This window comes from Pseudomonas sp. SLBN-26 (assembly GCF_006715895.1).
GTDB lineage: Bacteria > Pseudomonadota > Gammaproteobacteria > Pseudomonadales > Pseudomonadaceae > Metapseudomonas > Metapseudomonas otitidis.
The window spans coordinates 4,273,609-4,288,863 of record NZ_VFOB01000001.1; the positions used below are offsets into that span (position 1 = coordinate 4,273,609).

15 protein-coding genes are annotated in these 15,255 nt (G+C 70.9%); 7 read left to right on the forward strand and 8 right to left on the reverse strand.

The window, feature by feature from the left end:
- The first annotated feature begins 22 nt into the window (after positions 1–22).
- The gene (locus tag FBY21_RS19775; protein WP_044401442.1) at positions 23–1,720 is read left to right on the forward strand and encodes a Na/Pi cotransporter family protein; all 1,698 of its coding nucleotides are present in this window, start codon (positions 23–25) and stop codon (positions 1,718–1,720) included.
- 42 nt (positions 1,721–1,762) lie between these two features.
- A complete protein-coding gene (locus tag FBY21_RS19780; RefSeq protein ID WP_142013113.1) occupies positions 1,763–2,800 on the forward strand; it encodes an AraC family transcriptional regulator in 1,038 nt (345 codons plus the stop codon).
- 11 nt (positions 2,801–2,811) lie between these two features.
- Here the strand turns inward: FBY21_RS19780 and FBY21_RS19785 are convergent, their stop codons facing one another.
- Together FBY21_RS19785 and FBY21_RS19790 are read right to left on the reverse strand one after the other, a co-directional pair.
- Complete coding sequence (locus tag FBY21_RS19785; protein WP_142013117.1) at positions 2,812–3,759, reverse strand: SDR family oxidoreductase; 948 nt, start codon at positions 3,757–3,759, stop codon at positions 2,812–2,814.
- Positions 3,747–4,658 carry a bile acid:sodium symporter family protein gene (locus tag FBY21_RS19790; protein ID WP_044401433.1) on the reverse strand — a complete coding sequence of 304 codons (912 nt, stop codon included), beginning with the start codon at positions 4,656–4,658 and terminating at the stop codon, positions 3,747–3,749. Before FBY21_RS19790 ends, FBY21_RS19785 begins: the two co-directional genes overlap by 13 nt.
- 179 nt (positions 4,659–4,837) lie before the next feature.
- On the opposite strand from FBY21_RS19790, the gene FBY21_RS19795 reads away from it, so the two are divergent.
- From FBY21_RS19795 to FBY21_RS19815, 5 genes are all read left to right on the forward strand, one after another.
- On the forward strand, positions 4,838–5,152 hold the full coding sequence (locus tag FBY21_RS19795; RefSeq protein WP_142013119.1) for a hypothetical protein: 315 nt from the start codon (positions 4,838–4,840) through the stop codon (positions 5,150–5,152).
- Positions 5,153–5,304: 152 nt separating this feature from the next.
- Positions 5,305–7,536: a putative bifunctional diguanylate cyclase/phosphodiesterase gene (locus tag FBY21_RS19800; RefSeq protein ID WP_142013121.1), complete on the forward strand. Its 2,232-nt coding sequence runs from the start codon at positions 5,305–5,307 to the stop codon at positions 7,534–7,536.
- The gene (locus FBY21_RS19805) at positions 7,533–9,116 is read left to right on the forward strand and encodes a PAS domain-containing methyl-accepting chemotaxis protein (protein ID WP_142013124.1); all 1,584 of its coding nucleotides are present in this window, start codon (positions 7,533–7,535) and stop codon (positions 9,114–9,116) included. Before FBY21_RS19800 ends, FBY21_RS19805 begins: the two co-directional genes overlap by 4 nt.
- 69 nt (positions 9,117–9,185) lie before the next feature.
- Entirely contained in the window at positions 9,186–10,559 is a 1,374-nt protein-coding gene (locus tag FBY21_RS19810) for a M16 family metallopeptidase (RefSeq protein ID WP_044401421.1), read from the forward strand.
- Positions 10,560–10,636: 77 nt separating this feature from the next.
- Positions 10,637–11,668 carry a DUF5924 family protein gene (locus tag FBY21_RS19815; RefSeq protein ID WP_044401418.1) on the forward strand — a complete coding sequence of 344 codons (1,032 nt, stop codon included), beginning with the start codon at positions 10,637–10,639 and terminating at the stop codon, positions 11,666–11,668.
- A 291-nt stretch (positions 11,669–11,959) separates the two neighbouring features.
- Here the strand turns inward: FBY21_RS19815 and FBY21_RS19820 are convergent, their stop codons facing one another.
- The 6 genes from FBY21_RS19820 to FBY21_RS19845 form a co-directional block, all read right to left on the reverse strand.
- The gene (locus FBY21_RS19820) at positions 11,960–13,186 is read right to left on the reverse strand and encodes a nucleoside recognition domain-containing protein (RefSeq protein WP_074969981.1); all 1,227 of its coding nucleotides are present in this window, start codon (positions 13,184–13,186) and stop codon (positions 11,960–11,962) included.
- A 273-nt stretch (positions 13,187–13,459) separates the two neighbouring features.
- On the reverse strand, positions 13,460–13,924 hold the full coding sequence (locus tag FBY21_RS19825) for an inhibitor of vertebrate lysozyme family protein (RefSeq protein WP_142013126.1): 465 nt from the start codon (positions 13,922–13,924) through the stop codon (positions 13,460–13,462).
- Positions 13,925–13,933: 9 nt separating this feature from the next.
- Complete coding sequence (locus FBY21_RS19830; protein WP_044406249.1) at positions 13,934–14,095, reverse strand: DUF1328 domain-containing protein; 162 nt, start codon at positions 14,093–14,095, stop codon at positions 13,934–13,936.
- 28 nt (positions 14,096–14,123) lie between these two features.
- Positions 14,124–14,330, reverse strand: a complete 207-nt coding sequence (locus FBY21_RS19835; protein ID WP_074969975.1) for a hypothetical protein — start codon at positions 14,328–14,330, stop codon at positions 14,124–14,126.
- Between the two features lie 17 nt (positions 14,331–14,347).
- The gene (locus tag FBY21_RS19840) at positions 14,348–14,611 is read right to left on the reverse strand and encodes a hypothetical protein (protein WP_044406243.1); all 264 of its coding nucleotides are present in this window, start codon (positions 14,609–14,611) and stop codon (positions 14,348–14,350) included.
- A gap of 40 nt (positions 14,612–14,651) precedes the next feature.
- The gene (locus tag FBY21_RS19845; RefSeq protein WP_044406241.1) at positions 14,652–15,086 is read right to left on the reverse strand and encodes a ferritin-like domain-containing protein; all 435 of its coding nucleotides are present in this window, start codon (positions 15,084–15,086) and stop codon (positions 14,652–14,654) included.
- Positions 15,087–15,255 lie beyond the last annotated feature (169 nt).

Consider the following 15,255-nt stretch of genomic DNA (forward strand, 5'->3'; position numbering starts at 1 on the left):
GGCTTCTTGAAGGAGGGGTCCGATGCTCACCTTGCTCAACCTGCTTTCCGCCGTGGCCCTGCTGGTCTGGGGGACCCACATCGTGCGGACCGGCATCCTCCGGGTCTACGGCAGCGACCTGCGGCGCCTGCTCGGCCACGCCATGCGCCGCACCCCGCTGGCCTTTGCCGCCGGCATCGGCGTCACCGCGCTGGTGCAGAGCAGCAACGCCACGGCGCTGCTGGTCACGTCCTTCGTCGCCCAGGGGCTGATGGGGCTGTCCTCGGGGCTGGCGATCATGCTCGGCGCCGACGTCGGCACGGCGCTGATGGCGCGGGTGCTGACCTTCGACCTGTCGTGGCTGTCGCCGCTGCTGATCTTCTTCGGGGTGATCCTGTTCCTCTCGCGCAAGCAGACCCGCCTCGGCCAGATGGGCCGGGTGGCCATCGGCCTGGGGCTGATCATCCTCGCGCTGCAGCTGATCGTCGCCGCTGCCGAGCCCATCACCACCGCCAAGGGGGTGAAGGTGCTGTTCTCCTCGCTGACCGGCGACGTGATGCTCGACGCCCTCACCGGCGCGCTGTTCGCCATGATCACCTACTCCAGCCTGGCGGCGGTGCTGCTCAGCGCCACCCTGGCGGCGGCCAAGGTGATCCCGCTCAAGGTGGCGCTGTGCCTGGTGATCGGCGCCAACGTCGGCAGCGGCATCCTGGCGATGATCAGCGCCACCTCGCAGAACGCCGCCGGCCGCCGGGTGGCCCTGGGCAGCCTGCTGTTCAAGCTCGCCGGCACCCTGCTGGTGCTGCCGCTGGTGGGCCCGCTGGCCAATTGGCTGGACACCTGGCCGTTCTCCACCGCCGAGCTGGTGATCGCCTTCCACGTGCTCTACAACAGCGTGCGCTGCCTGCTGTTCCTGCCGCTGACGCCCTACATGGCGCGCTTCTGCGACTGGCTGCTGCCTGACCGCGAGCAGCCCACCGACGTCGCGAGACCGCGCCACCTGGACCCCACCGCCCTGGACACGCCGAGCCTGGCCCTGGCCAACGCCGTGCGCGAGACCCTGCGCCTGGGGGACATCGTCGAGCAGATGCTCAACCACCTGCTGGCGCTGATGCGCGGCGCCGACCCCAGCCTGGGCCGCGAGATCCACCGGCTGGACGACGACATCGACGCCCTCTACACCGCCATCAAGCTCTACCTGGCGCGCATGCCCCGCGAGGACCTCAGCGAGCGCGACAGCCGGCGCTGGGCCGAGATCATCGAGCTGACCATCAACCTGGAGCAGGCCGGCGACCTGATCGAGCGCATGCTCGGCGACGTGCAGCACAAGAAGACCGCCCAGCAGCGCTCCTTCTCCGACGCCGGCCTGGCCGACATCGGCGACCTGCACCAGCAACTGGTGGACAACCTGCGCCTGAGCCTCTCGGTGTTCCTCAACGGCGACCAGGAGAACGCCAAGCGCCTGCGCCGCGCCAAGCAGCGCTTCCGCGTGCTGGTGCGGCGGCTGTCCCATGCGCACCTGGAGCGGCTGCACCAGCAGGTGGTGGAAAGCATGGAGACCAGCGCCCTGCACCTGGGCCTGATCAGCGACATGAAGCGCCTCAACTCGCTGTTCTGCGCCATCTCCTACGCCGTGCTGGACAACCCCGAGGCCCCGCTCAGCGCCCGGGACGAAGACGACATCGACCCGCAGCGCGACGTCGAAGTGGCCTACCCGCCGGAGATCACCTCGCACCGCTGACAGCGCTTTCCGACAGACGCGGCCTTGGGCAGAATCCTGCCCATGAGCCCGCCTGCCACCCCCTCCGGACACGCCTCGGTCAGCGCCAGCCTGACCCAGGCCGTGCTGCACGCCGCCGTGGCCCTGGGCCTGCCCAGGGCCGCGCTATTGCAGGACAGCGGCCTGGCCGAAGCCGACCTCAACGACCCCGACGCGCGCATCCCCTTCACCCGGCAGGAAGCCCTCTGGCACAGCATCGCCCGTCACCTCGACACCCCCGAACCCGGCCTGGCCCTGGGCAGCGCCCTGGCCCCCGGGCAGTTCAGCGTGCTCGGCTACCTGCTGCAAAGCAGCCCGACCCTGGGCGAGGCCCTGGAAGCGGAACTGCGCTACCAGCGCCTGGTGGGCGAGGGCGGCACCCTGGTGGTGGACGCCCGGGGCGACGAGCTCTGGACCCTCTACCGCCCCCTCGACCCCCGTGCGCCCGCCACCCGCCCACGGGTGCTGGCGCTGATGGCCTTCTGGGTGGGGCTGATGCGCCCGCTGCTGGACGACCTGCGCCTGCTGCGCGCCACCTTCCAGCACCCGGCCCCGGCCGACCTGGCGCCCTACCAGGCCTGCTTCGGCTGCCCCCTGATCTTCGACGCCGCCGACTACGCCCTGGTGCTGCCCTTGAGCCTGCGCCAGACCCCGCTCAAGCAGGCCAACCCGCCCTTGCAGGCGGTGCTGCGCCAGCACGCCGAAGCCCTGCTGGCGCGCCTGCCCAGCGAAGGCCTGCGGGCGCGGGTGGTGGCCCTGCTGGGCGCCCAGCTGGCCCATGGCGAACCCGACCGCGCAGCCCTGGCCAGCGCCCTCGGCCTCAGCGAACGCACCCTGCAGCGCCGCCTCGCTGAAGAAGGCAGCAGCTACCAGCACCTGCTGATCGACACCCGCCGGCAACTGGCCGAGCGGCACCTGCAGGACGCCGACCTGCCCATCGCCGAAATCGCCCTGCTGCTCGGCTACTCCGAACCCAGCGTGTTCTTCCGCGCCTTCCGCCAGTGGACCGGAATGACCCCCGGCGAATACCGCCAGGCCCGGCGCCAGGCGGCACAGGCGTAGCCGAGGCGGCGCTAGCGGCGCCCGTCCCGGGCAGCGAGAAAGGCCAGGAACGCCTCGCGGCTGCTGTACCTCGGCACATAGCCGAACACCGCCTTCAGCCGCCGGTTGTCCAGCACCGGCCGATAGCGCAGGAAGTCCAGCTGCTCCGGCCCGTAGCGGGTCAGCCGCAGCGGCCGCAGCAGCCCCAGCACCAGGCGGATCAGCCCCGCCGGCAGCGGCCGGTAGGGCTTGCCCAGCAGCCCGGCGATCTCCGCCAGGGACAGCGCGCCATCCCCGGCGAGGTTGTAGAGCCCGGTGCTGCCGCGCTCCAGGCCCTGGACGAGGATGTCCACCACGTCCTCGTCCCAGATGAACACGAAGCGGCTGTCGTGCCCGCGCACGCCAAGCACGCTGGGCTTCTCGAACAGCGCGGTGATCTGGTTGTCCACCTGCCGGCCGAGGATGGTGCCGGGGCGCAGCACCAGCTGGCGCAGCTGCGGATGCGCCCGGCGCGCCTCGGCCAGCAGCCGCTCCACCTCGCGCTTGTGGCGGGCATAGGCGAAAGCGTCGTGACCGCGCAGGGGCTGGTCCTCGTCGATCCACTCGGCGTTGTCGGGGTGGTAGCCGTAGGCGGCGCCGGAGCTGGTCACCACCAGTTGCCCGACGCCTGCCGCGATGGCGGCGTCCAGCACCGCGCGGGTGCCGCCCACGTCGATGGCGTGCAGGGTGGCCTCGTCCATGCCCGGCGGCGGCGTCACCACCGAGGCCAGGTGGACGATGGCGTCCGGGCGCCAGGCGCGGATGCAGTCATGCACCGCCCGGGCCTGGCTGACGTCGAGCCAGGCCCGCGCCACGCCCTCGGGTGCCGGCCACTCGCGCACGTCGGTGGCCAGCAGCGGCCAGTCCGGGTGGCGCGCGGCCAGGGCCTCCACCAGTTGCCGGCCGATGAAGCCGCCGCCGCCGGTGATCAGGACGCGCATGCCGGCACCTCCTCGGGCAACGGGCGGTTGCGCCAGTACGCCACCAGCAGCAGGCCGCTGACCAGGTGCCAGGTGCCCCAGAAGGCCGCCACCAGGGCCATGTTCGGCTCACCGCCGAACTGGGCGAAGATCAGCCCCAGCGCCAGCCCGGAGTTGTGCATGCTGATCTCGATCACCATGGCCCGGCGGTTGGCGCCGTGCTGCCGGGCCAGCACCGCCATCAGCCAGCCGAGCACGATGGCGCTGGCGTTGTGCAGCACCACGATGAAGAACACCAGCCCGAGGTTGTCGACGAACAGCCGCCAGTTGCCGGCCACCGCGCCGGCCACGAAGACCACGAAGGCCAGCAGCGCGAAGCGCTTGAACCAGGGCATCGCCCGGGTCGCCCAGCGCGGCCACAGGTTGCCCACCAGCATGCCCAGCGCCAGGGGCAGGCCGAGCAGCAGCAACACGCTCACCAGCAGGCCGCCGCGGTCCATCGCCAGGGCATCCAGGCGCCCGGCCAGGTAGGCCGCGCCCTCGGGGTTGAGGCTGCTGGTGAGGGCGAAGTTGAACGGCAGCAGCACCAGCGCCAGCAGGCTGGACAGCGCGGTCATGCTCATCGACAGCGCGGTGTTGCCCCGCGCCAGGTGGGTCATCACGTTGGACAGGTTGCCGCCGGGGCAGCAGGCCACCAGCAGCAGGCCCAGCTCCAGGCCCGGGTGCAGGTCCACCAGCAGCGTCACCCCGAGGGTCGCCCAGGGCAGGATCAGGCACTGCCCGAGCATGCCTGCCAGCACCGGCTGCGGCTGCCGGAGCACGGCGAGGAACTGCGCGGTGCGCAGCTCCAGGGACACGCCGAAGATCATCACCGCCAGCACCAGGCCGAGCACCAGTTGCTGGTTCGCGTCGTAGTTCATGCAGGGCGCCTGTCATTGTCGTTGTGTCGGGCACTCTACCTGCCCCCCGTGGCCGCCGGCAGTGACCGGTCCGGCCAGCGGTCATGGCGAATCGCGACAGACTGACGCGGGTCAATATTCGACCAGGGACCGCTGCCTAGAGTGCGTAGCCTTTTGCCATCAGCCTGAAGCCCCTGCCCATGGATCGCTCCGAACCACCGCTCGTCGCCATCAACGACCCCGCGCTGGCCTGCCTGCTGCGCGACATGCTGCCGGCCATGGGCATCGTCTGCGAGGTCGTCGAGGACGCTGCCGACTGCTCCCGCGCACCACTTTGCCGCTGGCTCAATGACCCGTCCTTGAGCGACGCGATCCGTTTGCGCCTGTTGCTGGACGAGGCCATCGCGGTGCTCGAACGCACCCGCCATGCCTTCAAATCCCGTGAACTCGGGCACTTGCGCCGGCGCCTGGAAGAGGCGCGGGAAGAGTTGTCGCACCCCGCCCCGCTGGTGTAAAACCCAGCGCTGCGAAGGCCCCGCAGGCAGCGGGGGCCGGCTTTGCCGGGCAGGACGAAGGGCCTGCAAGACAAGGCGCCACGGGAGGCCGTTCCAATTGGAACGGCCTCCCGTGGCGCCTTTTTTATTGCCCGTGATCCATGGGAGACGCTATGGAGCTGAAAGGACAACTGGAAGGCCTGCGCGCACGCATCGGCCTGAGCAACCGCGAGATCGACCAGCGCTGCCGCTACCTGGACTGGCAGGCCCTGGACGCGGAGCGCCTGAACCGCCATGCCGACGCCATGGAGGCCGTCCACCTGGCCTTCGTCGAGCACCTCTACGCGCACCTGGAGGCGTTCCCGCCGCTGGCCAGCATCCTGCGCAACCCGGCCACCCTGGCCCGGCTCAAGGCCAGCCAGCTGGACTACTACAAGCGCCTGTGGAGCGGCCCCTACGACCCGGACTACGTGCTCAACCGGCTGCGCGTGGGGCTGGTGCACCAGCACGTCGGCGTGGACCTGAAGTGGTACCTGGGCGCCTACCGCCTGTACCTGGCGCAGATGGTCGAAAGCCTGCTGGGCGACAGCGACGCCACCCGCACCCTGGGCAGCCTGCTGAAGGTGGTGTTCTTCGACATCTCCCTGGCGGTGGACACCTACAGCGCCGCCCAGCGCCAGGCCCTGGAGGACAGCGAGGCGCGCTTCGCCCGCGCCCTGCGCGGTGCCCACGACGGCATCTGGGACTGGGACCTGGCCCACGACCGGCTCTACGTCTCCGAGCGCTGGGCGAGCATGCTCGGCCTGCCCCGGGACGCCCTCGGCGAGACCAGCGCCGCCTGGTTCGCCCGCGTCCACCCCGACGACCTGCCAGCCCTGCGCCAGGCCATCGACGCCCACCTGCGTGGCGACGCGCCCTGGCTCAGCCACGAGTACCGCATCCGCCAGCAGACCGGCGGCTACCTCTGGGTGCAGGTGCGCGGCGTTGCCGAAGGGCAGCGCATGGCCGGCTCCCAGAGCGACATCAGCCAGCGCAAGGCCACCGAGCACCAGCTCAGCCATGCCGCCCGCCACGACCCGCTCACCGGCCTGGCCAACCGCCTGCGCCTGGACGAGCTGCTGCAACAGGCCCTGCAGCGCCAGCTCAAGCCCGGCGCTCGGCAGGCGGCGCTGCTGTTCATCGACCTGGACCGCTTCAAGCTGATCAACGACAGCCTCGGCCACGCCGTGGGCGACCGCGTGCTGGTGGAGGTGGCCCAGCGCCTCAAGCGCTGCCTGCGCCCCGGCGACCACCTGGCGCGCTTCGGCGGCGACGAGTTCGTCGTGCTGCTGGACGACCTGGCCCACCTGGGCGATGCCGAACAGGTGGCCAAGCGCATGCTGGAAAGCCTGCACCAGCCGTTGCACCTGGACGACCGCACCCTGGTGGTCAGCGCCAGCATCGGCTTCACCGCCCTGCAGGCCGAAGGCCAGACCATCGACGCGCTGCAGGCGGCGGACCTGGCGCTGTACCGCGCCAAGGAATCCGGCAAGGCGCAGATCGCCCGCTTCAGCCAGGACCTGCAGACCGCCGCCAAGCAGCGCCTGGAACTGGAAAGCGCCCTGGCCCAGGCCCTGGCGCGGCAGGAGTTCTTCCTCCACTACCAGCCCATCTGCCGGGTCGACCAGGGCCAGCCGCGCCTGGTGGCGGTGGAGGCCCTGCTGCGCTGGCGCCAGGGCGATGCCCTGGTGTCCCCGGCGCGCTTCATCCCGGCCCTGGAGGAGTCCGGCGAGATCATCGCCGTGGGCGACTGGGTGCTGCGCGAGGCCTGCCGCCAGACCCGCGCCTGGCAACGGGCCGGCCAGGCCGACCTGCGCTGCTCGGTCAACCTCTCCAGCCGCCAGCTGCACCAGCCGGGCTTCGCCCAGCGGCTGCGGGCGATCCTCGCCGAGACCGGGCTGGACCCGGCCAGCCTGGTGCTGGAGATCACCGAGAGCCTGCTGATGCAGGACGGCGCCGACACCCTCGCCTGCCTGCGCGAGCTGGCCTGCCAGGGCGTGCGCCTGGCGCTGGACGACTTCGGCACCGGCTACTCGTCCCTCGGCTACCTCAAGCGCTTCCCCCTGCACATCCTCAAGGTGGACCGCAGCTTCATCGCCGGCGTGCCCGACGACGCCGAACTGCGCACCATCTCCCGCGCCATCATCGGCCTGGGCGCCAGCCTCGGCCTGGAGGTGATCGCCGAAGGTGTGGAGAGCCCGGCCCAGCTGGACTTCCTCCTCGACGAGGACTGCCGCTACGCCCAGGGCTTCTGGTTCAGCCAGCCGCGCGCCCCGGACCACCTGCAGCGCCTGCTGGACGGCGAGGACAGCTTCGCCTGCCTGCACGGGCAGCCCAGCCGCACCTTCGAGGGGGTCCAGCGATGAAGCGCAACCTGCCGGTCACCGGACGCGCGGTGGACTTCCCCGCCGACGCCAACATCCTCTCCACCACCGACCTGAAAGGCGTGATCACCCACGTCAACCAGGACTTCATCGACATCAGCGGCTTCACCCGCGAGGAGCTGCTGGGCCGCAGCCACAACATGGTGCGCCACCCGGACATGCCGCCGGCGGCCTTCGAGCACCTGTGGCAGACCCTCAAGGCCGGCCGCAACTGGATGGGCCTGGTGAAGAACCGCTGCAAGAATGGCGACCACTACTGGGTCAGCGCCTTCGTCACCCCGGTGGTGCGCGAAGGCCAGGTGGTGGAGTACCAGTCGGTGCGCACCCGCCCCACCCGCGAGCAGGTGGCCCGGGCCGAGCGGCTCTATGCCGAGCTGTCCAGCGGGCGCCCGCTGCGCCCGCCGCCCCTGCCATTGCACCTGCGCCTGCTGGGCGGCCCGTTGCTGGGTGGCGTGCTCGGGTTGCTGACCCACGCCGTGCTGGCCCCCGAGGGCGAGTGGGCCGCGCTGCCCTCGCTGCTGGTGGCGGTGCTCACCGCCGGCGCCTGGCTGCGCTGGCAGCTTCGCCCGCTGGACGCCCTGCTGGCGCGGGCCGGCGCCATCGCCGACAACCCCCTGAGCCAGGCGGTGTACTGCCAGCGCCACGACGAATTCGGCCGCCTGGCGCTGTGCCTGCAGATGCTGGAGACCGAAGCCGGCGCCCTGGTGGGGCGCATCGCCGAATCCTCCCACCTGCTGGCCGAGCACGCCGAGCGCCTGGCCGAGGCGGTCAGCCGGGGCAGCGCCGGCAGCCAGCGCCAGCTGGAGGAGACCGACCAGGTGGCCGGCGCCATGAGCCAGATGGCCAGCAGCGTGCAGGAGGTGGCGCGCAGCGCCCAGCACAGCGCCAGCGCCGCCGACCGCACCGACGACGCCGCCCGCCTGGGCCGCGAGGAAGTGCAGGCCACCTGCGAGCGGATCGCCGAACTGGACCGCGAGGTGCGCGAGGCCGGCTGGGTGGTGGAAACCCTGCAGGCCCGCAGCGGCGAAATCGGCCAGGTGCTCGACGTGATCCGGGGCGTGGCCGAGCAGACCAGCCTACTGGCGCTCAACGCCGCCATCGAGTCGGCCCGTGCCGGCGAGGCCGGGCGCGGCTTCGCCGTGGTGGCGGACGAAGTGCGGGCCCTGGCCGGGCGCACCCAGCAGTCCACCGCCGAGATCCACCGCATGATCAGCGCCCTGCAGAGCTGCAGCGAACAGGCGATGCAGGCCATGCGCCGCAGCGGCGAACGCGCCGGCGACAGCCTGGAGCAGGCCCGGCGCGCCAGCCAGGCGCTGGAGCAGGTCAACCAGCAGGTGGCGGCGATCACCCACATGAGCCTGCAGATCGCCAGCGCGGTGGAGCAGCAGGGCGCCGCCGGCGACGAGATCCAGCGCAGCCTGGAGGCCATCCGCCTGGCGGCCGACCAGAACGCCGCCAGCGGCCAGTGCAGCCACCACAGCGCCGGCGAGGTGGCAGGGCTGGCGGTCAACCTGCGGCAGTTGGCGCTGCAGTTCTGGAGCGGGCGGCGCAGCCTGTCGTAGACGGGCACGGGGGCGGACGATCCGCTATGCTCGGCGCTTCGTTCCCGCCAGCCGCCGTCCCCGCCCGCCATGCGCTACCTGCTTTGCCTGCTGCTCCTGCTCGGCACCCCGGCCCACGCCTTCGACCGTGACCAGGTCGAAGGCTACCTGCTGGAGAACGGCCTGCAGGTCATCCTCAAGCCCACCCCGAACCGGGGCCACGTCTCCATCCGCCTGGTGGTGGGGGTCGGCTTCGACGACTTCGCCTGCGACGAGAAAGAGCTGCCGCACCTGCTGGAGCACCTGTTCTTCAGTGGCCTGCCCGGCAACGGCGAGGCCGACCTGGAGGCGCGCATGCAGGCCCTGGGCGGCGAGTGGAACGCCTTCACCAGCGACAGCGACACCGCCTTCGTGCTGGAAGTGGCCGCGCGCAACCAGCGCCAGGCCCTCGACCTGCTGCTGGCGATCCTCCGCGAAACGCCCCTGGACGAGGGCCGCGTCGCCGCCGCCAAGCGCGTGGTGCAGCGCGAGGGGGGCGGCCACTACTCGCACCTGGAGCGCCTGCTGGACCACCAGTCCCTGGGCCGCGAGGCCCACGAGCAGCTCGCCGTGGAGCTGGGCCTGGCCTGCGCCGAGCGCCCCTCGGTGGAGGGGCTGACCTTGGAGCGCCTGCAGGATGTGCGTGACACCTGGTACGGCGCCAACAACATGTCCCTGATCGTGGTCGGCGACCTCGACCCGCGCCTGCCCGCCTACCTCGATCGCCGCTACGGCGAGCTGCCGCCGGTGGAGGTGCGCGAGCACCCGGCGCTGCCCACCATCAGCGCCGAGGCCGCGCCGCGCCTGACCCTGCGCAAGGGCCTGGTGGGCAATGGCGCCACCCTGCACTGGATCTTCCCCGAGCCGCTGGAGGATGGGGCCGACTACGCCACCCTGGAGCTGCTGCAGGACTACCTGGACTGGGAGCTGTACCAGCAGCTGCGCATCCGCAGCGGCCTCTCCTACGGCCCCTGGACGGACCGCCGCGCCTATGGCGGGCAAAGCTTCACCAGCCTCAACGCCGACCTGGAGCGCGAGGACCTCGACGAAGCGGTGCAGGTGCTGCAGGACACCACCCGGCGCCTGCGCGAGCATGGCGTCGACCGGACCAGCTTCGAGCGCCTGCGCCGGCTGGCGGTGGATCGCCAGGCCTGGGCCGCCCAGGGCGACGTGGCCCTGGCGGACTACTACTGGGGCGCCCTCGGCACCTACCAGGACGGGCGCTTCGAGAGCACCGCCAAGGCCTTCGCCCAGGTCACCCCGGAGCAGGTCGACAGCACCGTCCGGGCGCTGTTCGCCGAACCGGGCTACCTGCGCATCGAGGCACCGCTGCTGACCTACGAGCAACTGGCCTGGCTGCTGGCCGCGCTGCTCGCCCTGCTGGCCCTGGCCGGCTGGTGGCTGCACCGCCGCCTGCGGCGCTGAACTGGCCGTCGGCCCGGCTTCTCAGCCTGCGGCCGACGGCAGTATCCTTCCGCCCCCGCCTGCCACGCCGCCCTGCCATGACGTTCTGGAAAGACCGCCTGTTCGCCCTCATCGCCTTCATCCAGCGCCACCCGCGCCTGGTGGCGCTGTACGGGTTCTGCTCGGGGGTGGGCAGTTTCATCCTGGTGGACCGTGGCGCGCGCCTGGCCAAGGTGGTGGCGGTGCTGATGCTGGTGAGCTGGGTCTGGCTGCTGGCGGAGAACCTGTTCCGCCGGGCCATCGAGCGCTGGCTGAAGATCGAACTGCCGCCGGCGCTGACGCGCTTCCTGACCCAGCTGATCCACCAGGAAAGCTTCTTCTTCGTGCTGCCGTTCTTCTTCATCACCACCAGCTGGAACAGCGGCCAGGCCCTGTTCACCGGGGTGCTGGGGCTGGCGGCGCTGTTCTCCATCACCGACCCGGTCTACAACAACGCCCTGGCACCGCGCCGCTGGCTGTACCTGGCCTACCACTCCCTGGCGCTGTTCGCCGTGCTGCTGACGGCGCTGCCGATCATCCTGCACCTGACCACGGCGCAGAGCTTCCAGTGGGCCCTGGGCATCGCCGTGCTGCTGTCGTTCCTCAGCCTGTGCAGCGCCATGCGCGTGCGCAGCCTGCGCCGGGGCCTGGCCCTGGTGGGGCTGACCCTGGCCCTGGGCGCCGCCGGCTGGCTAGGCCGGGTGATGGTGCCGCCGGCCACCCTGTGGCTGACCGAAGTGGCGGTGACGCCGGAGATGAACCAGCGCACCCCAGGGCAGGGCGTGGAGCAGATCTCCGCCGCCAAGCTGCGGGCCGACGGCCTCTACGCCTACACCGCGATCAACGCCCCGCGCGGGCTGAACGAGCGCATCTACCACGTGTGGCGCTTCGAGGGCCGCGAGGTGGACCGCATCGCCCTCGACATCCACGGCGGCCGCGAGGCCGGCTACCGCGCCTGGACCCACAAGCAGCGCTTCCCCGCCAACCCGGTGGGCAAATGGCAGGTGCGGGTGGTGACCGAGGCCGGCCAGATGATCGGCACCCTGCGTTTCGAGGTCACCGAAGACCCGTTGCCGCCCAAGCCCCGTTGAGCGGATGCACGGCCCAGCGGCGGTGGGATGCCGTGGCGGTGGGCTGAAGCCCACCCTACGAACGGTGGCTCGGGGTTCGATGCGGTTCGCCGAGCTCGCCGCATCCTACGAACGGCACTCGGCACGGCCACGACGGTGGATCGGTGAAGCGCGATCCCCCCTACGAAGCGGGGCATGGCGGCAAACGCAGGATGGGCTGAGCGGTGCGACGCCCATCATTGCCCGGGCGCCGGGTTCGATGCGGAGCGCCATAGCCCGGGCTTCAGCCCGGGAAGCGCCGGGAAGCCGGGATCAGCCGAAGAACCAGTAGCACACGCCGATGGAGGCCAGCACGCCGGCGAAGTCCGCGAGCAGGGCGCAGCCCACGGCGTGGCGGGCGCGCTGGATGCCGACGGCGCCGAAGTACACGGCGAGCACGTAGAAGGTGGTCTCGGTGCTGCCCTGCACGGTGGCGGCGACCAGGGCGGGGAAGCTGTCCACCCCCTGGCTCTGCATTGTCTCGATGAGCATGGCCCGCGCGGCGCTGCCGGAGAACGGCTTGACCAGCGCGGTGGGCAGGGCGTCGACGAAGCGGGTGTCCCAGCCGGCCCACTCCACCAGGCTGCGGATGCCGTCCAGGCCGAACTCCAGTGCGCCCGAGGCGCGCAGCACGCCGACGGCGCAGAGCATCGCCACCAGGTAGGGCAACAGGCCCTTGGCCACGTCGAAGCCTTCCTTGGCGCCGTCCACGAAGGCTTCGTAGACCGGCACCTTCTTCAGGGCCCCGGCGAGCAGGAAGACCAGGATCAGCCCGAACAGCACCAGGTTGCCCAGCAGCGAGGACAGCGCCGCCAGGGCGGTGGCGGAGAGCCCGGCGAGCACCGCCATGAAGGCGCCCAGCAGCAGCGCACCGGGCACCAGGTAGGCCAGCACCACCGGGTCCCACAGGCGCAGGCGCTGCATCACGGCAACACTCAGCAAGCCCACCAGGGACGAGGCGGTGGTGGCCAGCAGGATGGGCAGGAACACCAGGGTCGGGTCGCTGGCACCCTGCTGGGCGCGGTACATGAAGATCGACACCGGCAGCAGGGTCAGGGACGAGGCGTTGAGCACCAGGAACAGAATCTGCGCGTTGCTCGCCACGGTGGCGCTGGGGTTGAGCTCCTGCAGGGCCTTCATGGCCTTGAGGCCGATGGGGGTGGCGGCATTGTCCAGGCCCAGGCCGTTGGCGGCGAAGTTGAGGGTGATCAGCCCCAGCGCCGGGTGCCCGGCCGGCACCTCGGGCATCAGCCGGCGGAACAGCGGCCCCAGCAGCCAGGCCAGGCGCTCCACCAGCCCGGCGCGCTCGGCGATGCGCAGGAAGCCGAGCCAGAGGGTGAGGGTGCCGAACAGCAGCACCATGACCTCCACCGAGAGCTTGGCCATGGCGAACAGGCTCTCCACCATGGCCGCCCAGACGCCGGGATCGCCGCCGATCCAGCGTGCCGCCGCGGCGGTTGCCGCCACCAGGAAGAAGCCGAGCCAGAGGCCGTTGAGCATGGGGATGTCCCTCGAATCCGATGGGGGCGGATGATAGCGGCGGGCATCGGGGCGGCGCCAGAAGGGCTACCGGACGGGTGGCCAGCTGTGGGCTGGACATCAATGAGCCGCGCCGGGCGTCCCGTGTGGAACGCCCGGCGTCGGTTTCGCCTGACCCGGCCCGCCTGTGCGGAGGTACCCCTTGTACCCCTAGGTCATGCCGCTCCTGTCGACGCGGAACAACCCGGCCCCCTGGTCATGTGGCCCCGCCTGCGGGGCCTGTGGTCTGAATGCTCAGTACCAGTTCGGATCACGCCGGAGCTCGGCGTCGAGGATCGCCTTCTGGGCCTCGTCCGGCTCGCCCAGCCAGCGCAGGCTGGCGTGGCGGCTGGGCGATTTGTCCGCCGGCAGGCCCGGCGGGACCTGCACCAGCAGGGCGTAGGCGTCCTCCTTGTCCCAGCTGAAGGCCACCAGCAGCTTCTGGTGGGCGCAGTCGGCGCTGTCGCACAGCTGGCCCACCAGGTACTTGTCGCCATCCTCGTTGACCGCCTGCATGGGCGTGGCGGTGCCGCTGAGGTTCATCACCCATTCGGGCAGGCGGCTTTCGTCCTCCACCAGGTCCTGCCACGTCTCGCGGTACTGCGGGTCGGTGCCCAGCAGTTCGTTGAGGCGGTACTCGGCGTCGGTGTCGGCGGCCAGCGCCGTGCTGCCGGCAAGGCCCAGCAGCAGGGCGGCGCAGAGTGGGCGCAACGTGCGCATCGGGCCTCCCTAGCCGCGGCGGCGGCCGAAGATGAACGAGACGATGAACAGCACCAGGAACAGCACGAAGAGGATCTTCGCGATGCCTGCGGCGGTGCCGGCGATACCGCCGAAGCCCAGGACAGCGGCGACGATGGCGATGACGAGGAAGGTAAGGGCCCAACTGAGCATGGTGAGTTCTCCTGCGTGGTAGGTAGGTTCAGCGCGCCAGGCCGAGGCCGAGGTCGTGCTGTGCACCGAACGAGGCGGAGGCTTCGTCCTGGGGCGTGTGGGGATCCGGGGTGTCGAGGTCGAGGTCGCTGAGGTAATGGCTTTCCAGCAGCGCGTTGCCCATCGCCAGGGCGCTGGCCAGGGCCAGCAGGCTGAGGGTGAGCAGGGCGGCGAATACGAGGGCCAGGGTCCACATGGTCGTGCTCCTTGGGGTCAGAACACCCAGCGCGGTTGCTGCGTCGGTTCGAGGAAGCGCTGTTGCGCCACGGTGTGCAGGTCGTCCGCCGGCGCGGTGGCCGGGCGCTGGTCCGCCGCCGGCGTGGGCACCACTTCGATGTGGGCGGGCAGCGCGGGCAGGTGTTCGCGAGCCTTGAGGGCGCTGCGCAGCTGGTGTTCCACCAGCATCAGCAGGAACACCGCGAAGGCGACCAGCAGGCCTTTGCCGATGAGCGCGAGACGGGGTTGTGGACGGTTCATGCCGGTTCTCCTCCCTGCACAGGTGGCGGACGGGGCCGCCTCAGGCCATGGACTGCTTGAGGCTGCGCATGCGGTCGTGGCAGGCGCGGACCTTGGGCATTTCCACCGCGATCAGCTCGCGGACCTTGGGTTCGGCGGTCTCCAGGGCATCCTCGAAGGCGTGCAGGATGCGGTCCTCGGCCTGCTCCAGCTGGCCGACGTAGGCGGCGTACTCGTCCTTGGCCAGGGCGGCGCGGGTGTCGGCATAGACCTGGCGCAGGGTGCCCATGAGGGTGCCGCCGGTGGAGGGCGTCTCGTGGTTGGCGGCGACGCGCACGGTGAGCGCCTGGATGACCTCGGTCTTGGCACTGGCCATCTCGCGGAACAGGCTCTGCAGGTTGGGGTCGCGGACTTCTTCGATGGCGTGCTGGTAGAAGCGCTCGCCGTCGCGGGTGATCTCGATCAGTTCATTCAGTTGTGCGGTGGTGCTGGTCATCTTCCGTTCTCCTGGTCCGAGCGATTCCGGACGCTCTCGGCAGGAGATTTCGCAAGCGTTGTGCCAGGTTTTGAAAAAGTCGTTTTTCCTTTTAAAACAGTCAGTTAGCCTCGCTCCGAAAATACCGCCTGCATGCAGGCTGCAATCCGTGTAAGAAATCATCTTGCAA